Consider the following 19,069-nt stretch of genomic DNA (forward strand, 5'->3'; position numbering starts at 1 on the left):
GGCCGGTGCGTCGGCAGGTGGGCTACCACCAGTCGAAGCGGAAGCAGAGCTTCCCGCCGAGCCAGTACTCCACCCAGCTGCCCAGGTCCAGCGGCGTGCACTCCTCCGGGGGCGGCGTGGTGGTGGGTGCGGTGGGCGTGGTCGGCGTCGGCGTGGGTGCGGGGGTCGGGGTCGCCTCGTCGGCACGGCCGGACAGGACGGACCGGTAGAGGTGGGACGACCTCGGGTTGGCCCTGCACCGCCACACACCGTGCGGGCAGTAGTCGGTCAGCGTGTGGTAGAGCGGCCTGTGTTCGTCGAACCACGCGAGCATGCGCCCCATGTACTCGGTATTGTCGCCGTTGCGGAAGAGTCCCCATTCGGGATACGAGATCGGTTTGCCGTGGGCCTTCGCGAAATCCACATGAGCCTGAAGCCCGTAGGGCTCTGTCACCTGCTCGTCGAACGACATCCCGGTCGGCTGGTCGTAGGAATCCATGCCGATGATGTCGACCGTGCCGTCCCCCGGATAGCACTTTGTCCAGGGCACGGCGTCCAGGCCGCGGGCCGGCGTGAAATCGAACTGGAATTTCTGGCCCGGCACCGAACGCATGGTGGTGACGATCCTTTTCCAGTACTTCTTCCATGCCTCCGGATCCGGCCCGCAGCGATGGGTGTACGTGGTGCCGTTCATCTCCCAGCCGAGCACGAGGACCGTGTCCGGCACCCCCAGCTCAACCAGCCGCTCGGCGAGGGCGCGGAAGTGGTGATCGAACTTCCCGGCCGCGCCCTGCTGCAACAGCTGCCGGACTTCGGGGTCGGAGACACCCTCCTCGTTGCGCTCCTGCAGGGGGACGTTGAGGACGAGCATCCGGTCGGCCTCCTGTTTGCGCCAGCGCGCCCAAGCGTCGAGGAAGCCGGGGGCACCCTCGATGTCTCGCCAGCGGTTGCCGGGCAGATAGGTGTGGCCGACGCGAAGCTCGGTACCACCCAGCCACCGGCTGAACAGCGGCATGCGGGCCACGCCACGGGCGTCGGAGCCGAGGAAGGCACCGAAGGCCGGGACCTCCTTGCCCCGTACCTGGGTGGTCGGCGCCGGAGGGCGAGGATCATCGGCTCCCAGCACCCCCACCTCCGCCGGATGACCGGACGCCAGGGCGACCGCCGCGGCGACTGTCGCCGCGCCCGCAGCCAGCCAGCGAACCCGGACCCGCTTGCGCTGTGGAGCCATGCCTGCTCCTTTCTTCGCTCTCATCCGACCTTCCGCCTCAGTTCTCCTTATTGACGAGCAGTCACATGTAGTCAGGCACAGGAAAGCCAAGGGCGCCATTGCCGTTGCGGCTTTCGAGTGCCGTGCTCGCCCGTGTGGGTGAGCCGATCCGAAAGAAAGAGAGAATTCGTGTCGTTTCTCGACACCCGCGTCCCCGCCGTAGTGCTGCGGATCGACCAGAATCCCTTTCATCACGGAACGCTGGGGGCCGTGCGTTCCCTCGGCAGGGCGGGAGTGGAGGTGCATGTCGTCGCCGATTCAGCGAAAAGTCCCATCCACACGTCGCGTTACGTACGTCAGATGCATCCCCCGCCGCTCCCGGGAGCATCCCCGGACGACATCCTCGTCGTGCTGCGCCGTGTGGCCGACCGGATCGCGCGTCCTGCCGTCCTGGTCCCGATGGACGACGCGAGCGCGATCGCCGTGGGACGGATGCGGGACGAACTCGCACCCGCCTACCTGCTGCCGACCATGCCGTCCACGCTGCCCGAACGCGTCGCCGACAAGGCGGAACTGGCCGCCGTGTGCGCGTCCGCGGGCGTCCCGCACCCGGTGACGCTGGTCCCGGACAGTCCGGCGCGGGTCGCCGACGACGCGCGGCAGCTCGGGCTGCCTCTGGTGGCGAAGTGGAGCCGACCCTGGCTGTTGCCCGCCGACAGCGGACTGCGCAGCACGGCGCTGGTCCGCTCCATGCAGCAGGCCCGGGAGCTGTACCTGCGCACCGAGGAGGCGGGCAGCCCGCTGCTGCTGCAGGCGTACCTGCCGCCGGGACCGGACCGGGACTGGTTCTTCCATGGCTACGCCGACCACGCGGGCACCGTGCGCGCGGGCGGGCCGGGCCGCAAACAGTTGGCCTGGCCGCGTGGAGCGGGGCTGACCGCGGTGGGTTGCTGGACGCCCAACCCACAAGTGCAGGCGCTGGCCGAGCGACTCACCGGCGAGCTGGGCTACCGCGGCATCTTCGACCTCGACTTCCGCCTCTGCGGCATGACGGGCAGCTATCACCTGCTCGACTTCAACCCGCGCCCCGGCGCCCAGTTCCGGCTCTTCGCGGACAGCGCGGGGCTGGACGTCGTACGCGCCTTGCACCTGGATCTGACGGGCCGTTCGCTACCGGACGGGGCCCCGATGGCCGGGCGGGCGTTCGTGGTGGAGAACTACGCGCCGCTCGCCGCGCTGCGTGCGGCGCCGGGCGGGCGCGAACTGGCTTGGTACGCCCGGGACGACCGTGTTCCCGGATGGGCGATGTGGGCCCTGTGGTGCCGTCATGTGTCCCGCCGACTGCGTGAGCGGCTGGGCGCGAAGGCTGCGGCACCAACGCCACGGCGGATCCCCCGGGCGGTCTCGCCCTCCCTTACCGACAACGAGAAAGCGAGCAGTTGATTATGTACGACCTTTTGGTGGTGGGCGCAGGCCCGTACGGTCTGTCGATCGCGTCCCACGCCGCGGCCGCCGGGCTGAACCTGCGCGTGTTCGGCCGACCCATGGCGTCGTGGCGGGACAACATGCCCAGCGGCATGTTCCTGAAGTCGGAGCCGTGGGCGTCCAACCTCTCCGATCCGGCTGGGCGTTGGCACCTGGGCGCCTACTGCGCGGAGCAGGGCCTGACCGCACGTCACGCGAAGCCGATCCCGGTCGAGGCGTTCGCGGCGTACGGCCTGTGGTTCGCGCGCCATGCCGTGCCGGACGTGGACGAGCGCACGGTGACCCGCGTGGCATCCTGCCCCGACGGCTTCACCGCGGTCACCGAGGACGGGGAGGAGTTGCACGCGCGGGCGGTGGCGCTGGCGGTCGGTGTGATGCCGTTCGTCGAGGTACCGCCGGCACTGCGCGGACTGCACCCCGCCCTGGTGACGCACAGCAGCCACCACAGCGAGCTCGACCGCTTCCGCGGCAAGGACGTCACTGTCATCGGTGGCGGCCAGGCGGCCCTGGAGACCGCGGCGCTGCTCGCCGAACAGGGCACGCGCGTACGGGTGCTGGCACGGGCGGAGCGGCTGTGCTGGAACGATGTGCCGCCGCCCTGGGAGCGCCCCTGGTGGCAGTCGCTTCGCTCCCCGCACAGCGGCCTCGGCCCCGGCTGGCGTAACTGGTTCTACTCCGAGCGCCCCGGCCTTTTCCGGCGTCTGTCGGAGCCGACCCGGACACGCATCGCGACCACGGCGCTGGGGCCGGCGGGCGCGTGGTGGGTGCGGGAACGGGTGGAGCGCGCGGTGGAGGTGCTGCCGGGTCACGAGGTCGCCGCAGCCTGTGCGGTGCCGGGCGGCGTACGGCTGGACACGGTGAGCCGCGGGGGCACCCCGTGCACCGTGGAGACCGAACACGTCATCGCCGCCACGGGTTTCCGGCCGCGCTGCGACCGGCTCGGACTGCTCTCCACCGAGCTGCGCGGGACGCTGGCGGCCCTGCCCGACGGCTCCCCGGCGGTCGGGCGCGACTTCGAGTCCTCCCACCCCGGCCTGTTCCTCGCGGGCCTGGTGACCGCCTCCGGCTTCGGTCCGGCCATGCGCTTCGTCCACGGCGCGACCTTCACGGCGTCGACACTCGTCCGAGGGGTACGCCGCCGACTCAGGACGACCCCGACGGGCGGGACGGTCCCCGTACCGGGGGGCAGCAGCCGAAGTGGGTCGCCGTCGCCGGTCCGCCACTGACGGAGGACCCTGCGCGGACGCCTCGGGCCGCTGACGGAGAGAGTCGTCAGCGGCCCGAGGCGTCGGCGACGGGTCGACCCGGGCCTGGCGGGCGGTGAGGGCGACGAGGCTCGCTGCCGATCCGGCCCATTGCGGCGGTTCGTCCCCCGGACCGGCTTGGGCTGCCTCGTCTGGTGGCTCGCGTCGGTCCGGGGGGTGCGTGCTCGGCCGGAGTGGGGGGCGGGTGCCGGGCGGGTTGCGTCCGGCACCCAGGAGCACCTATCGGTGGGAGGCGGCGCGGCCGCGGCGGTACATCACCACCCCGCCCGCGATCAGTGCGGCACCGGCGGTCGAGGCCGCCACCAATCCCCCACTGCCGGTCTCGGCCATCGTGGGCGGCTCGCCGGGCTGCTCGTCGGCCGGAGGCGGCGTCACGCGCGTGGGAGGCGGCGTCACGCGCGTGGGAGGCGGGGTGGTCTTACTGGGGGGCGGAGGCGTCTGACTCGTACTTGGCGACGGAGGCGTCTCCTCCTCCGTGCCGTAGCCGTCATCGCCGTACGAGACGTTGTCGCAGGGGTTGCCGACCGCATAGTTGAACGCCGAGATCGCACCGACGGTGTTGCCGCACAGGTTCACCGGCACCTCGACCGGCACCTTCACGCTGTTCCCGGACAGCGGACTGGAAGAACCCCTTGCGACTCCTGTCACACGCGTGTCGGCAGTGCCGTCGCCGGAGTCACCGGAGTCGCGCTCGGGCGACCCGTACTCCGTCTTGTCCGAGGTGTTTCCGCAGGAGTTGCCGGAGGCGTGGTTGAGCACCGCGAACGCATCGACGGTGTTGCCGCACAGGTTCACCGGCACCTCGACCGGCACCTCCATGCTGTTCCCGGACAGCACACCGGGATCCTCGGCGGCTCCCGCCGCGTGCGTGTCAGCGAAGGCGGAGCTGCCGTACAGGGACAGAATGCCCGTGGCGGCCGCGGCCGCCGCGAACACTCCCCTGCTCAGGGTCTGTCGCAATGTCCTGTCTTCCTGCTTGAAGAATGGGGAAAGCCGACCTTGGAACGGAGATCGACGTCCAAGGCCGGCCATGACACAGCCGGGAGGCTGGTGCGTTGGGCGGTCAGTCGTTCTTGCAATTGCTGCCGATCGCCGGTTTCAGCGCGATGATGAAGTTGACCGAGTTGTCGCTGACTCGCCCGTCTGCCTTGCGCCACCATGTGTTTGACCCTCAGCTCACAAGCGAGATTGCCTGCGCCGAAAAGTCCGTGTGACCGCGGACGGCCCGGGCTGAGGAGTCGGCTCAGCGTTCCTCGCCGTCGCTGTTCGCAACGGTCGGTCCCCTGTCGTCGACGAGGGCAAGCGCCGTGGGAGCGGTCGCCGTCGGCATGCCGACGGCAAAAGCGCCGACCGCTGCGGCGACCATTGCCTTCTTGAGCACTGCGCGTTCCCTTCTCGTAGCGTCGCAAGCTCTACTGCTTCATCAGCTTCATCAACCCGACGCGTGAGAATTGGTTTCGCAGGTTCACCCGGTTGGACCGCGCCTCATTCGGAAACGACGAATTATTTCGATGACCCCGATGGCGCGGAGCAGGTCGCCGCCTCACCGGCTACGGCACCACGTCCTTGCGGGCGAAAACCGGAACACCAAGGCGAACAGCACGAGTGCGTATGTCAAGGAAATTCGCGGGGCCCGGGATCATGCCCGACCCCTCGGGCCGGCGGCCGCGGGCCGCGAGGTCGGTGCGCCGCTCGCGCCGTGCGGGGCCGGCCGACTCCCGTCGTCAACCGGCGAGTTCGCTCGCCTGCTCGATCGCGTTCGCGAGGTCTCGTACCTGCGTGTCCTCCGTGGCGGTGGCCACCCGATGGGCGCGGTCGGCGAGTTCGTGCAACGGGAGGGCGCCCGGCAGGGGGTTCCAGCGGTTGTCGCCGGTGCGCAGGGCGTCGGCGAAGTACGCGGCCACGGCGTCGACCTGGAAACGGGTGGGCGATGTCCACAGGCCGTCGTCGAGGGAGCCGGTCTCCAGCTGGCCGGACTCCTCGTGCGGGGTGCGGGTGTCGGGGTCGAGCCAGCGGACGCTCGCGGTGGCGAGGTGACCGGAGGCGCCGGGCCTGGTGCGGACGGCGTACAGCGCGGTGACCGTGTGGCCGGGGCCGACCTCGCCGCCGTCGACGCGGTCGTCGCGGAAGTCCTCGTCGGCCACCTGGCGGTCGTCGTAACCGATGAGCCGGAACTGTTGCACCGTCGCCGGGTCGAAGGCGACCTGGGCCTTGGCGTCGCGGGCCGTGAGGTCGACGTTCTGCGGGAGCTGCTCGCTGAAGACCTTGCGGGCGTCGTCCTCGTTCGAGACGTACGTCGTGTGGCCGTCGCCCTTGTCGGCGAGGCGTTCCATGAGGTCGTCGCCGTACTCGCTGCCCACGCCGACGCCGAAGAGGGTGATGCCGTGCTCGCGGCGGGCGTCGGAAATGCGCTCCAGTATCGAGTCCGCGTCGGTGTCGCCCGTGTTGGCCAGCGCGTCGGAGATCAGGACGACGCGGTTGGTGGCGCCCTTGCGCAGACCCTCGACGGCCGTCTCGTACCCGGTGTCCACGCCCGCGCCGAGGTTGGTCGACTCCGTCGGCTCCAGCTCGTCGATGGCGTCGTGGACGCGGCCGCGGTGGTCGCCGAGGCGGGTCATCGGCAGCACGGTCTCGGCCTCGTCGCTGAAGGTGACCAGGGCGACCGAGTCGTCGTCGCGCAGCCGGTCCGTCATCACGCCGAGGGAGTCCTTGGCGAGGTCGAGCCGGCCGGGTTCGGCCATGGAGCCGGAGATGTCGATGACGAAGGTGAGGGCGGCGGGCGGGCGTTCGCCCTCCTGTTCGGCGGTGCGGGTGGCGAGGCCGACGCGGACGAGCGACCAGTCCTCCTCGTCGGTGCGGGCGCCGTCGACGGTGACCGAGAAGCCGTTGCCGTCGGGGCGTTCGTAGTCCTGGCGGAAGCTGTTGACGAACTCCTCGGGGCGGACGGTCGCCGGGTCGGGCATCCTGCCGTCGGCGAGGGTGCGGCGGGCGAAGCCGTACGAGGCGGTGTCGACGTCGAGGGCGAAGGTGGAGAGGTGGTCGGGGGACGGCGCGATCTCGCGGTTCGCGTCGCCCGTCTGCTCGCCCTGGGACGTGTCCGAGGACTGGTCGGGGGCCGGGGCGGGCCACTGGCCCGTACCGCCGCCGGAGCCGTACGAACCACGCGACTTGTTCGAACCGTCGGAGGAATTGCCGCTGTCGCTCGCGCCGCAACCGGTGAGCAGCAGGCCGCCCGCGAGCGTCAGGGCGAGCAGCGCGCCACCCGGTCGCCCCCGTCGCAGCGATCGTCGCGGTCGCCCTATGTGGTCGTTCCCCATCCGTGCCCCCTCGGTGAGTCACCCGTCCGCCCACGTCTGTGGGCCGATGTCTGTGACTGTGACGTCCGAGGGGGCCGAGCCGTGCGCTACGGAGCGTTGCGGATGCGTCTCGAAGCGGCCACGGTGGGCGGCCGTCGAGACCGGTGGGTGATCTTCCGGAGACCTAGGACACGATGTCCTTGCGCCGGAAACCCCGGAAGGCCAGGGCGAACAGCACGAGCGCGTACGTTATCGAAATCGCCGTGCCCTGGATCATGCCGGCCCACTCCGGGGTCGGCTGGATGGCGTCGGCCCAGGCGAACTGCCAGTGCGCGGGCAGGAAGTCGCGCCAGTCGCCCAGCGCGGTGACGGCGTCCAGCACATTGCCCACGATCGTCAGGCCGACCGCGCCGCCGACCGCGCCCAGCGGCGCGTCCGTCTTGGTCGACAGCCAGAACGCGAGTCCCGCGGTGACCAGTTGGGACACGAAGATGTACGCGATCACCACGAGAAGGCGCTGGGCCGCCGTGCCCGCGGCGAGCTCGCCGCCGGTGGGGATCTCCAGCGGACCCCAGCCGTAGGCCGCCGTGCCCACCGCCAGCGCGACGATCGGCAGCAGCACCATCGCGGCGAGGCTGAGGCCCAGCGCGACGGTGAGCTTGGACCACAGCAGCCGGGACCTCGGCACGGGCGCCGCGAGCAGATAGCGCAGCGACGACCAGCTCGCCTCGGAGGCGATCGTGTCACCGCAGAACAGCGCGACCGGGATCACCAGCAGGAAGCCCGCGGACACGAACAGGTTCACCGCGGCGAAGTTCGCGCCCGATGCCGTCGCCGTGTCCATCAGCGTGACCTGGCCGCTGCGCGAGCCCGGTTCGCCGCCGATCGCGAAGGCGACGACGAGCACGAAGGGCAGCACCGCGAGGATCGCCCCCATGACGAGCGTGCGGCGCCGCTTCAACTGCCGGAGCAGTTCCACGCGCAGCGGCAACGTCCGCCGCGCCCGGTACCCGTCCGCCGTCTCGGCCCGCTCGACGAGCGCACTCATGCGGCACCTCCGATCAGGGTGAGGAACGCGTCTTCCAGGCGACGATGGGGGCCCACCGACTCCACGGGTACTTCGAGCCGTACGAGCTCCACGACCAGGCGCTGGGCGCTGCCGCCCTCGTCGAGGCGGACCAGGAGCCCGCCGTCGGCGGCGACGGCCGAGGCCACGCCCGGCAACGCACCGATCTTCTCGACGACCGGCTCGTCCACCGGGGAACCGGTGCCGACCAGGAGCGTGTCGCCCGAGCCCACGATCTCGGAGACCGGGCCCGCCTGGATCAGCCGGCCGCGGTCCATGACCACCAGGTGGGTGCAGGACTGCTCGACCTCGGCGAGGAGGTGACTGGAGACGATGACAGTGCGGCCGGCCGCGGCGTAGCGGATCATGACCTCGCGCATTTCGCGGATCTGGGGCGGGTCGAGGCCGTTGGTCGGTTCGTCGAGGATGAGGAGGTCCGGGAGGCCGAGCATCGCCTGGGCGATGGCCAGGCGCTGGCGCATGCCCTGGGAGTACGTGCGCACGGCTCGGGCCAGCGCGTCGCCCAGGCCCGCGATCTCCAGCGCCTCCTCCAGGTGCGCGTCCTCGGGCGGGCGGCCCGTGGCCTGCCAGTACAGCTCCAGGTTCTCGCGGCCCGAAAGGTGCGGCAGGAAACCCGCGCCCTCGACGAAGGCCCCGACCCGGGAGAGCACCGGCGCGCCCGGCCGGATCTCGTGTCCGAAGACGCGGATCTCGCCGGCGTCGGGCGTGATCAGGCCCATGAGCATGCGCAGGGTGGTCGTCTTGCCCGCGCCGTTCGGCCCCAGCAGGCCCAGGACCTGCCCCTTCTCCACGCGGAACGACAGGTCCCGTACCGCGTACCGGTCCACCGCCTTCGCGTAGCGCTTGCTCAGGTCCGTGATCTGGAGCGGGACTTCGGCGAGCTCGGGATCGGGCGCTCCCGCAGTGGTGCGGCGGCGGCCGGTCAGCAGGAGTGCCAGGGCGGCCAGCGCCGCGACCGGCGGCAGCCACCACACCCACGCGGGCAGCGACGCCGCGGCGGTCGTCACCGCGGGGGCGGTCGGGACCTTCAGGTCGCCCTTCAGGGACACGGTGTACGTCGCCGGGGCCGCCGGAGACGCGTAGCCGAGGTCCGTCGAGGAAAGGACCAGGCGCAGCCGGTGGCCCTTCTGGACGTCGTAGTCGATGGCCGGCAGCGTGAGGGTGACGTCCTTGCCCGCCTTCGCACCCTCCACCCGCACCGGTGTCACCAGCTGGGACGGCAGCACCTGCTGGGTGCCGCCGGGGCCGACGTCGTACACCTTCCCGAAGAGGACCGCGTCGTCGGTGCTCGACTCGACGTGGACCGTGACCGTGGGCGACCCGGTGATCCGCAGGTCGCTGCCGAAGGCCGAGGACTCGAACCGGGCGAACTGGCCCGGGAAGTCGAGCGAGACTCCCACGCCGAGCGAGGAGAGCTGCGACAGGCCGCCGGTGCCGCCGATTCCGGGGAGGGCGGAGATCGCGGGCGGACTGGCGCCCGCGGGATTCTGGAAGGTCTGCTCGCGGCCGGTCAGCGCGACCGTGCGCTGCCCGCTCTCCAGGCCCGGGTACGTGGCCGCGCTCGCGCCCCGCAACTGTGCGGCGCCGTCGGTGGAATCGATGCCTCCGGTGCGGGTGACGCGGAAGGCGGGGCCCGTGTCGGCGCCCTTGTCGTCCTTCAGGTACCGGTCGAACCAGAAGCCGACGCGGGACTGGACGCGGTCCGCCTCCATGTCACCGCCGTCGTGCCCGCCGGAGATCCAGTCGACGTCCACGGGCGCGCCATTGGCCCGGATCGCCTTGGCCATCGCGTCGGCCTGACCGAGCGGGAACAGGGAGTCGGACTGGCCCTGCACGATGAGCGTGGGCACCTTGATGCGGTCGGCGACGGCGGAGGGGCTGCGCTCCTCGAGGATGCGACTGGCCGCCAGGTCCGGTGTGCCGGACTCCGCGACCCGGTTGTACATGGCGCACAGCCGCGCCTCGAAGTTGTCGCAGCCGCCGCCGGAGTTGATGAAGATGCCGGCCCAGAGCTTCTTGAACACGCCGTTCGGGAACAGGGCGTCCGACAGGTTCCAGTACGTGACCGCCGGGGCGATCGCGTCGACCCGCTGGTCGTACCCCGCCGCCAGCAGCGAGACCGCCCCGCCGTACGAGGCGCCGGTGACGCCCACGCGCGGGTCGCCGCTCTTGTCGAGCTGGACGTCCGGGCGCTTCGCCAGCCAGTCGATCAGCCGGGAGACGTCGGCGACCTCGCCCTTCGGGTCGTTCAGACCGATCTTCCCGGTGGACCTGCCGAAGCCGCGCGCCGACCACGTCAGCACCGCGTACCCGTCACGGGCGAGCTGCTGCGCCTCCTCCCGGACGTCGTCCTTGCTGCCGCCGAAGCCGTGCGCGAGCAGCACGGCGGGGCGGCGGCCGGAGCTCGAGCCCGCGGTGAAGTACGAGGTGTCGATGCTCACCCCGCCGCCCATGTCCATGACGCGGTCGGCACGGTGCACGGGCGGGGCGCCATCGGAGGCGACAGCCGTCCACGTCCCGGCCCCGGCGAGCACGACAACGGCGGCCGCGGCGGCAGCCCACCGTCGCGGCCTCCGCGGTGCGGGCCCTCGAAGTCGGGGCAGTCGAAGATCCATGCGTCAACGGTAAGGCCCGCCGCCGACAACCGATGCCGTCACCGGTCTGAACCCTCGCCCCTCCTGCGGGAGTACGACGCCGAGGCCACGTACCGCAACCGGAGTACGAAGACGCGTGCCGTCACCCACACCTGAGGCGGCGGAACGGCCCGGAGCGGCCTCGACGTCACGCACGCTTTGCTGAGCACCGTTGTTCGAGATGCCACTCGATCCACTGAAAACCCGGGACACCGCAGGTGAATGGCGTGCGTCGGCCACATACTGGGCGTTCTCTTGAACGGATCCGATCCCATCTGCGAACGGAAACGCCCGTGCGAATGACCGACATCCAGCGCTGCGAGGTCCGGCCCGGGCGGCTCGTCGAGTGGGGGCTCTCGCCGGCGACCGTCGGGGCGGCGGCGGGCCTGTCGGAGGACTCGCGGCCACCGGCGTATGTCCAGGAATCGCACATCAGAACGGCCCGCTGCGTACGCGAGGACGGCCTGTTCGTACCGACCTGGAGCGGCACGGCCTTCGACATCCCGGGCCGGGTCGACCTCGACGCGTTGCAGGACGCGCTGCACAGCTGGACGCTGCGCCACGAGACACTGCGCAGCGGTTTCCGCTGGTCGGGAGCCGAGATGCACCGGTTCACGCTCGACGCCGAGGATGTGTCACTGCACCGCGAAGTGATCGGCGACTTCACCGACGCGGCGGAACTCGTGCAGCACCTCCAGTACCGCTTCGACGTCGCGGCGGACGCGCTCGGCTGGCCGAACTTCCTCTACACGGCGGTGGTCCGGGACGACGGCGCGAGCGTGTACATGGCCTTCGACCACAGCAACGTCGACTCCTACTCCATCCAGCGCATCCCCGCCGAGATCGACGAGTTCTACACGGCGGGCATCGAGGGCCGCACCGTGGCGGAGACGCCGGTCGGCAGTTACGTCGACTTCTGCGAGAGCGAGCGGGCGGCCGCGGACCGGATCGACGACACCCACGAGATCGTCGCCCGCTGGCGGGAGTTCATCGACCGGTGCGGCGGGCAACTGCCGAACTTCCCCGTCGACCTCGGCCTGGAGCCCGACGGAAACCTGCCCACCCAGAAACTCATGCGAGAGATGCTCGTGGGCGCGGACGACGCCGCCGCGTTCGAGGCGTACTGCCGTCCCTTCGGCGGGAGCCTGGTCGGTGTCCTGGCCGCCACGAGCCTCATCGCCCACGAGATCGGTGGAGAGCCCGTCTACCGCGCGATCGTACCGTTCCACACCCGGGTGAAGTCCCAGTGGTCGGACTCCGTGGGCTGGTACGTCGGCGGCGCGCCGATCGAGGTGCCCGTCGCGCAGGACCCCGACTTCCGCAGCACCCTGGAAGCCGTGCGCACCACGCTGCGGACCAACAGGTCGATGGCCCGCATGCCCCTCGCCCGTGTCCTGCGCCTGCTCGGCTCGGACTTCCGCCCCACCTCGCCCGACCTGTACTCGATCGTCTCCTTCGTCGACGCCCGGGGCATCCCCGGCTCCGATCGCTGGGCCGATCAGAAGGCGTACGGACTGATCAGAGTCTCGTACGGCGACAAGGCGTGCGTCTGGTTCAACAGGCTCCACGAGGGCCTGTGGTTCGGCTGCCGCTACCCGGACACCGAAATCGCGTACAAGAACATGCGGCTGTACGTCGAGCGCCTGCGGGACCTCATCACCTCGGTGCCCCGTGTGAAGGGATGACTGCTGCCGCACACCGTGGCCGTGCTACGAAGGCCCATGGGCATCCCCGTGATGCGCCGCGCCGGCACCGTCGCCGAAGTGGCCGCCGCCGAGCACCTCTTCGACCATCCCGTCCGCACCGAGTGGGCCGAGCGGTTCCTGACCGCCGGCGGGCACCATCTCTTCCTCGCCTACGCGGACGGCGAACCGGCGCCCGTCGGTTTCGTCAGCGGTGTGGAGACCGTCCACCCCGACAAGGGCGGCACCGAGATGTTCCTGTACGAGCTGGGCGTGGCCGAGCCCTGTCGCAGACGCGGAACCGGGCGGGTCCTCGTCGAGCGGCTCGGCGCGCCGGCCCGCGAGCTCGGCTGCCACGGCATGTGGGTGCTGATCGACACCGGGAACGACATCGCCCTCGCCACCTATCGCAGCGCGGGTGGCAAGGACGACGGGACGTGCTCGGTGATGACGTGGGGCTTCACGGAGTGAAGTCGCCTACGCCTGCGCGTCCTCCGGGATCGTCACCAGCCACCGGGTCGCGCGGCGCGGCCGCAGGTAGAAGGCCCAGTAGAGGGTGGCGACGGCCGTGATGCCGCCGGTCCACAGCAGGTAGGTCGTCTCCTGCCGGCTCAGGATGTACGCGAGGACGGCGATCAGCAGGAGCGGCATCGCGGGCCACAGCGGCATGCGCCAGGCGGGCGTGTGGGCGTGCTTGCCGCGTCGGGCGAGCAGCGCGGCGACCGCGACCAGCAGGTACATGCCCGTCACCGACACACCGGTCACGCCGTACAGGGTGTCCAGGTTGACGAAGCAGAGGAGGGCGCCGGGGACGCCGACGAGGAGCGTGGCGACCCAGGGGGAGCCGAAGCGGCCGAGCCGCGAGAGGCCCTTGTTGACCGGCTCGGGCCACGCCTTGTCGCGGGCCGAGGCGAACAGCACCCGCGAGTTCTGGATGACCATGACGATGCCCGCGTTGATGATCGCGAGGGCCACGCAGAGGCTGACGAAGGTGCCGACGGCGGAGCTCGACCAGGCCGTGACCATGCCGCTGATGTCGCCGCCGGTGAGGGTCGACAGGTCCGGGGCGCCCAGAGTGATCGCGACGACCGGGACCAGGATGATCACGGACGAGATGGCGAGCGTGGCCAGGACCGTACGGGCCACGTTGCGGCGCGGGTTCTCCAGTTCCTCGGAGAGGTAGACCGCGGTCGAGAAGCCCTGGGTGATGAAGAGGGCGATCGCGAGCCCCGAGACGATCAGCATCGCCGTCACGGTGTCCGTGCCGCCCGCCGAGCCCGCCACCTGCATCGACACCAGGCTCCCGGCGCCGCGCTCGCCGTGCGCGAATCCCAGGACCGCCACGACGGCCGCCGCGATGACCTCCAGGACCAGGAAGACGCCGGTGATCCAGGCGTTGGCCCGCAGGTCGAGCAGGCCGGCGAGGGTGGCGAGCAGCATGACGCCCGCGCCTGCCAGCGACGGGTCGAGGTGCACGATCGGCGCCAGGTAGTCCGCCGTGCCCATCGCGATCACCGGCGGCACGATCATGACGACCAACAGGGAGAGCACGAAGACCAGCCAGCCCGCGAGCCGTCCGGCCAGCGTCGACACCATGGCGTACTCGCCGCCCGCGCTCGGGATGAGGGTGCCCAGCTCCGAGTAGCAGAGCGCCACGGCGATACAGAGCAGTGAGCCGATCGCGATGGTCAGCGCAGTCGCCGTGCCGAGCGAGCCGAACAGGTCGGGCACGACCACGAAGAGCGTGGACGCGGGCGTCACGCAGGAGAGCGTGAGCAGGGTGCCGCCGACGATGCCGATGGAGCGCTTGAGCTTCTGCGGGCTCTCTGGACTGTCCGATACCTCTGTGACGGCGGTCTCGACAGGGCGGAGCGTGTCGGTCATGGAGCGGTTCCGATCGACTCGTGCGTCAGGTGACGGCTCATGCGTCAGGTGAATCGGTCGGGAGCGCTATCGCCTCCGGCGGCTCGCGTCGTACGTCTCGTCTCTTCGTCCGCTCCCGATCGCGCTGATGGAACCCCGACGAAAACCATCACGTCAATAGCTGTTCACCTACGGAATCCGCAGCGGTAACCCCCTCCGAATGTCGTCAAGGGCGCATCAAGGCCGTACGCCCGGCCCCCGCTCCCCGTACGGGAATCGCACCGCGTGCCGGAAAAAAAGCGGGGCCGTCCGCGATGCGGACGGCCCCGGAGCCCTGGAGAGCGGCCTCAGTGGTTGCGCGGGAAGCCCAGGTCGACGCCGGTCGGGGCCTCGGACGGGTCCGGCCAGCGGGTGGTGACGACCTTGCCGCGGGTGTAGAAGTGCGTGCCGTCGTTGCCGTAGATGTGGTGGTCCCCGAAGAGGGAGTCCTTCCAGCCGCCGAAGGAGTGGTAGCCGACGGGCACCGGGATCGGCACGTTCACGCCGACCATGCCCGCCTCGATCTCCAGCTGGAAGCGACGGGCGGCGCCGCCGTCCCGGGTGAAGATCGCCGTGCCGTTGCCGAACGGCGAGGCGTTGATCAGCGCCACGCCCTCCTCGTACGTGTCGACGCGCAGCACGCACAGCACCGGGCCGAAGATCTCGTCCTTGTACGCGTCCGAGGTCACCGGGACGCGGTCCAGCAGCGAGAGGCCGATCCAGTGACCGTCCTCGTAGCCCTCCACCGTGTAGCCGGTGCCGTCGAGGACGACCTCGGAGCCCTGCGCCGCCGCGCCCGCCACGTAGGACGCCACCTTGTCGCGGTGCGCGGCCGTGATCAGCGGGCCCATCTCGGAGGTCGGGTCGTTGCCGGGGCCGATCTTGATCTTCTCGGCGCGCTCGCGGATCTTGTCGACCAGCGCGTCGCCGATCGAGCCGACGGCCACGACGGCGGAGATCGCCATGCAGCGCTCGCCCGCCGAACCGTAGGCCGCGGACACGGCCGCGTCCGCCGCCGCGTCCAGGTCGGCGTCCGGGAGGACCAGCATGTGGTTCTTGGCACCGCCGAGGGCCTGGACGCGCTTGTGGTGGGCGGCGGCGGTGGTGTGGATATAGCGGGCGATGGGCGTGGAACCGACGAAGGACACGGCCTTCACGTCCGGGTGTTCGAGCAGACGGTCGACGGCCACCTTGTCACCGTGGACGACATTGAACACGCCGTCCGGCAGACCGGCCTCGGCCAGCAGCTCGGCGACCTTCATCGCCGCCGACGGGTCCTTTTCCGACGGCTTCAGTACGAAGGTGTTGCCGCACGCGATGGCGATCGGGAACATCCACATCGGCACCATGGCCGGGAAGTTGAACGGCGTGATGCCCGCGACGACACCCAGCGGCTGCCGGATCGAGGCCACGTCGACCTTGGAGGCCACCTCGGTCGACAGCTCGCCCTTCAGCTGCACGGTGATTCCGCACGCCAGGTCGACGATCTCCAGACCGCGCGCGACCTCGCCGAGCGCGTCCGAGTGCACCTTGCCGTGCTCGGCGGTGATCAGCTCGGCGATCTCGTCGCGGTGGGCGTCGAGCAGCGCGCGGAACTTGAACAGGATCGTGGACCGCTTGGCCAGCGAGGACTGCCCCCAGGTCGCGTAGGCGTCCTTCGCGGCGGCGACCGCGGTGTCCACCTCGTCGACCGTCGCGAAGGCGACCTTCGTGGTGACCGCGCCGGTCGCCGGGTCGGTGACCGGCCCGTACGTACCCGACGCGCCTTCGACGGTCTTGCCGCCGATCCAGTGGTTGACGATCTTCGTCATGACCAAGAACTCCTTCACAGATGGCGGCGTCGGGCGGCGACGTGCCGGTCGTACTCCTCGCGCGCCTTGACCGCCGACGATCGGGTCGCGGTCTCGGCCACAGGTACATCCCACCAGGCCTGGGCCGGGGGCGCCCCCGACACTGTGTCTGCCGTTTCGGTCTCCACGTAGACACATGTGGGAGTGTCCGCGGCGCGCGCCTCGGCAAGGGCCGCCCGCAGGTCACGCACCGTCTTCGCGCGCAGCACCCGCATGCCGAGGCTGGCCGCGTTGGCGGCGAGGTCGACGGGCAGCGGCGCCCCCGTGTACGTACGGTCCTCGGAGCGGTAGCGGTACGCGGTGCCGTACCGCTCGCCGCCCACGGACTCGGAGAGGCCGCCGATGGAGGCGTACCCGTGGTTCTGGAGTATGAGGACCTTGATGGCGATCCCCTCCTGCACGGCGGTGACGATCTCCGTCGGCATCATCAGATACGTGCCGTCGCCGACCAGCGCCCACACGGGACGGTCGGGGGCCGCCATCCGCACGCCGATCGCGGCCGGGATCTCGTAGCCCATGCACGAGTAGCCGTACTCGACGTGGTACTGGTCGCGCGAGCGCGCCCGCCACAGTTTGTGCAGGTCACCGGGGAGCGAACCGGCCGCGTTGATCAGGATGTCGTCCTCGGTGACCAGCTCGTCGAGGACGCCGAGGACCTGTGGCTGGGTCGGCCGGATGTCCGGGTCCTCGGACTCGTAGGCCGCGTCGACCCGGTACTCCCAGCGCTCCTTGTCGTCCGTGTACTCGGTGACATATGCGGGCTCGGCGCGGTGGTCGTGCAGCATGAGCGCCTCGGTGAGCTCCTCGAGCCCTACGCGCGCGTCCGCGATCAGCGTCTGCCCGGACAGCTTGTGACCGTCGTACGGCGCGATGTTGAGGTTCAGGAAGCGGACGCCCGAGGCGTTGAAGAGGGTGCCGGAGGCGGTGGTGAAGTCGCTGTAGCGGGTGCCGACGCCGATCACCAGGTCGGCGGTGCGGGCGAGTTCGTCGGCGGTCGCCGTGCCGGTGTGGCCGATGCCGCCGACGTCCTGGGGGTGGTCCCAGCTCAGAGACCCCTTGCCCGCCTGGGTGGAGGCGACGGGGATGCGGGTGGCGCCGGCGAGTTCGGCGAGCGCCTCCTCGGCGCGGCTGTGGTGGACACCGCCACCCGCGACGATGAGGGGGCGCCGGGCCTCGCGGATCGTGTGTACGGCGGCGGCCAGCTCGGACGCGTCGGGCGCGGGGCGGCGCACGGACCACGTCCGCTCCGCGAAGAACTCCTCCGGCCAGTCGTATGCCTCCGCCTGCACGTCCTGCGGCAGCGCGAGCGTGACGGCGCCGGTCTCGACCGGGTCGGTGAGCACCCGCATGGCCTGGAGGGCGGCCGGGATGAGCGCCTCGGGACGGGTGACGCGGTCGAAGTACTTCGACACCGGGCGCAGACAGTCGTTGACCGACACATCGCCCGCGTACGGGAGTTCGAGCTGCTGGAGCACCGGGTCGGCCGGGCGGGTCGCGAAGGTGTCGCCGGGGAGCAGCAGCACCGGGAGGTGGTTGATCGTCGCGAGGGCGGCGCCGGTGACGAGGTTCGTCGCGCCGGGGCCGACGGAGGTGGTCACGGCGTGCGTCGACAGCCGGTTGGACTGGCGGGCATAGCCGACCGCCGCGTGCACCATGGACTGTTCGTTGCGCCCTTGGTGGTACGGCATGTCGTCCGCGTACTCGATGAGCGCCTGGCCGATCCCGGCGACGTTGCCGTGGCCGAAGATGCCCCAGGTGGCGCCGATCAGCCGCCGCCGTTCGCCGTCCCGTTCGGTGTACTGGGCGGCCAGGAAGCGCACCAGCGCCTGTGCGACCGTCAGCCTCGTCGTTGAGGTCATCGGTATCCCTCTGTGCTTTCTACGTGTCCCGGGTGGAAGCAGATCCGCCATTCCCGCTCCTCGCCCGGTCCGGCCATCACGTTCAGGTAGTACATGGTGTGCCCGGGCGCCGCAATGGACGGGCCGTGCCAGCCGTCGGGGACCAGCACTGCGTCGCCGGTGCGGACTTCGGCGAGGACGTCGCTGCCGCCGTCTCGAGAAGGGAATACGCGCTGATAGCCGAATCCGTTCGGGCCGTCGATCTCGAAGTAGTAGATCTCCTCGAGTTCCGACTCGATTCCGGGCCGGTGCTCGTCGTGCTTGTGCGGCGGATACGAGGACCAGTTGCCGCCGGGGGTGATGACCTCGACGGCGATGAGCCTGTCGCAGTCGAAGGCGTCGGCGGAGGCGAAGTTGCGCACCTGCCGGGCGCAGGTGCCGCTGCCGCGGTCTTCGACGGGAACCTCCGGCGCGGGGCCGTAGCGGGCGGGGAGTCGGCGCTCGCACTTCGCTCCTGCCAGGGCGAAGCGGCCTCCCACGCCGGAGGCGATCTGTGCCCGGGCGTCACGGGGCACGTACGCGAAGTCGGTGACCCCCGCGAACACGCTGTCCCTGCCCAGGATTTGGAACTCTTTATCCTCTATGTGCACGGTACAGCCGCCGCTCAGCGGAAGCACGATCCACTCGCTGTCGCCAGTGGTGAACGTGTGTGTGCCGCCCGGCCCGAGCTCCACCACGCGCAGACTGCTGTGGGTCCAGCCGGCCCGTCCGGGGTCGATGTCGAGCGTGTAGTTCGCGCCGGCGGTGGCGCCCTTGGGGACGTACAGCTGGTGGCTCGTCAT

Annotated in this window: 14 protein-coding genes; 4 read left to right on the plus strand and 10 right to left on the minus strand. The window is 70.7% G+C overall.

The features are described 5' to 3' along the window. Positions 1-22: 22 nt before the first annotated feature. Complete coding sequence (locus tag ACX28W_RS09505) at positions 23-1,210, minus strand: glycoside hydrolase family 26 protein (protein ID WP_458998327.1); 1,188 nt, start codon at positions 1,208-1,210, stop codon at positions 23-25. Positions 1,211-1,378: 168 nt separating this feature from the next. Here ACX28W_RS09505 and ACX28W_RS09510 point away from each other — a divergent pair, with 168 nt between their 5' ends. Both ACX28W_RS09510 and ACX28W_RS09515 read left to right on the plus strand, forming a co-directional pair. Next, complete coding sequence (locus ACX28W_RS09510) at positions 1,379-2,632, plus strand: carboxylate--amine ligase (RefSeq protein WP_458998328.1); 1,254 nt, start codon at positions 1,379-1,381, stop codon at positions 2,630-2,632. A 2-nt stretch (positions 2,633-2,634) separates the two neighbouring features. Then, a complete protein-coding gene (locus ACX28W_RS09515; RefSeq protein ID WP_458998329.1) occupies positions 2,635-3,900 on the plus strand; it encodes an NAD(P)-binding domain-containing protein in 1,266 nt (421 codons plus the stop codon). A gap of 258 nt (positions 3,901-4,158) precedes the next feature. Here the strand turns inward: ACX28W_RS09515 and ACX28W_RS09520 are convergent, their stop codons facing one another. From ACX28W_RS09520 to ACX28W_RS09540, 5 genes are all read right to left on the minus strand, one after another. After that, a complete protein-coding gene (locus tag ACX28W_RS09520) occupies positions 4,159-4,899 on the minus strand; it encodes a chaplin (protein ID WP_458998330.1) in 741 nt (246 codons plus the stop codon). Positions 4,900-5,182: 283 nt separating this feature from the next. Further along, complete coding sequence (locus tag ACX28W_RS09525) at positions 5,183-5,320, minus strand: hypothetical protein (protein ID WP_458998331.1); 138 nt, start codon at positions 5,318-5,320, stop codon at positions 5,183-5,185. A gap of 343 nt (positions 5,321-5,663) precedes the next feature. Next, the gene (locus ACX28W_RS09530) at positions 5,664-7,256 is read right to left on the minus strand and encodes a vWA domain-containing protein (RefSeq protein WP_458998332.1); all 1,593 of its coding nucleotides are present in this window, start codon (positions 7,254-7,256) and stop codon (positions 5,664-5,666) included. A gap of 163 nt (positions 7,257-7,419) precedes the next feature. Further along, the gene (locus tag ACX28W_RS09535) at positions 7,420-8,283 is read right to left on the minus strand and encodes an ABC transporter permease (RefSeq protein ID WP_458998333.1); all 864 of its coding nucleotides are present in this window, start codon (positions 8,281-8,283) and stop codon (positions 7,420-7,422) included. Then, positions 8,280-10,937, minus strand: coding sequence for an alpha/beta fold hydrolase (locus tag ACX28W_RS09540; protein ID WP_458998334.1), 2,658 nt, complete (start codon positions 10,935-10,937; stop codon positions 8,280-8,282). Before ACX28W_RS09540 ends, ACX28W_RS09535 begins: the two co-directional genes overlap by 4 nt. Before the next feature lie 317 nt (positions 10,938-11,254). On the opposite strand from ACX28W_RS09540, the gene ACX28W_RS09545 reads away from it, so the two are divergent. Together ACX28W_RS09545 and ACX28W_RS09550 are read left to right on the plus strand one after the other, a co-directional pair. Continuing rightward, complete coding sequence (locus ACX28W_RS09545) at positions 11,255-12,640, plus strand: condensation domain-containing protein (RefSeq protein ID WP_458998335.1); 1,386 nt, start codon at positions 11,255-11,257, stop codon at positions 12,638-12,640. Positions 12,641-12,676: 36 nt separating this feature from the next. Then, positions 12,677-13,108 carry a GNAT family N-acetyltransferase gene (locus tag ACX28W_RS09550; RefSeq protein WP_458998545.1) on the plus strand — a complete coding sequence of 144 codons (432 nt, stop codon included), beginning with the start codon at positions 12,677-12,679 and terminating at the stop codon, positions 13,106-13,108. 6 nt (positions 13,109-13,114) lie between these two features. On the opposite strand, the gene ACX28W_RS09555 is transcribed toward ACX28W_RS09550, so the two are convergent. The 4 genes from ACX28W_RS09555 to iolB all read right to left on the minus strand — a co-directional run bounded on the left by ACX28W_RS09555 (position 13,115) and on the right by iolB (position 19,069). After that, positions 13,115-14,521, minus strand: a complete 1,407-nt coding sequence (locus ACX28W_RS09555; RefSeq protein WP_458998337.1) for an APC family permease — start codon at positions 14,519-14,521, stop codon at positions 13,115-13,117. A 326-nt stretch (positions 14,522-14,847) separates the two neighbouring features. Beyond that, entirely contained in the window at positions 14,848-16,350 is a 1,503-nt protein-coding gene (gene mmsA / locus ACX28W_RS09560) for a CoA-acylating methylmalonate-semialdehyde dehydrogenase (protein ID WP_458998339.1), read from the minus strand. 14 nt (positions 16,351-16,364) lie between these two features. Continuing rightward, entirely contained in the window at positions 16,365-18,248 is a 1,884-nt protein-coding gene (gene iolD / locus ACX28W_RS09565) for a 3D-(3,5/4)-trihydroxycyclohexane-1,2-dione acylhydrolase (decyclizing) (RefSeq protein ID WP_458998341.1), read from the minus strand. Next, positions 18,245-19,069, minus strand: a complete 825-nt coding sequence (iolB, locus tag ACX28W_RS09570; RefSeq protein ID WP_458998343.1) for a 5-deoxy-glucuronate isomerase — start codon at positions 19,067-19,069, stop codon at positions 18,245-18,247. The genes iolD and iolB overlap by 4 nt, the downstream gene beginning before the upstream one ends.

It is taken from the genome of Streptomyces sp. SD15, assembly GCF_054462255.1.

Excerpts from the sequence above, each read along its gene's own strand:
- iolD (WP_458998341.1), bottom strand. The coding sequence starts at position 18,248 with ATGACCTCAACGACGAGGCTGACGGTCGCACAGGCGCTGGTGCGCTTC.
- mmsA (WP_458998339.1), bottom strand. The coding sequence starts at position 16,350 with ATGACGAAGATCGTCAACCACTGGATCGGCGGCAAGACCGTCGAAGGC.
- ACX28W_RS09530 (WP_458998332.1), bottom strand. The coding sequence starts at position 7,256 with ATGGGGAACGACCACATAGGGCGACCGCGACGATCGCTGCGACGGGGG.
- ACX28W_RS09545 (WP_458998335.1), top strand. The coding sequence starts at position 11,255 with ATGACCGACATCCAGCGCTGCGAGGTCCGGCCCGGGCGGCTCGTCGAG.
- iolB (WP_458998343.1), bottom strand. The coding sequence starts at position 19,069 with ATGACGAGCCACCAGCTGTACGTCCCCAAGGGCGCCACCGCCGGCGCG.
- ACX28W_RS09555 (WP_458998337.1), bottom strand. The coding sequence starts at position 14,521 with ATGACCGACACGCTCCGCCCTGTCGAGACCGCCGTCACAGAGGTATCG.
- ACX28W_RS09505 (WP_458998327.1), bottom strand. The coding sequence starts at position 1,210 with ATGGCTCCACAGCGCAAGCGGGTCCGGGTTCGCTGGCTGGCTGCGGGC.
- ACX28W_RS09515 (WP_458998329.1), top strand. The coding sequence starts at position 2,635 with ATGTACGACCTTTTGGTGGTGGGCGCAGGCCCGTACGGTCTGTCGATC.
- ACX28W_RS09550 (WP_458998545.1), top strand. The coding sequence starts at position 12,677 with ATGGGCATCCCCGTGATGCGCCGCGCCGGCACCGTCGCCGAAGTGGCC.
- ACX28W_RS09535 (WP_458998333.1), bottom strand. The coding sequence starts at position 8,283 with ATGAGTGCGCTCGTCGAGCGGGCCGAGACGGCGGACGGGTACCGGGCG.
- ACX28W_RS09540 (WP_458998334.1), bottom strand. The coding sequence starts at position 10,937 with ATGGATCTTCGACTGCCCCGACTTCGAGGGCCCGCACCGCGGAGGCCG.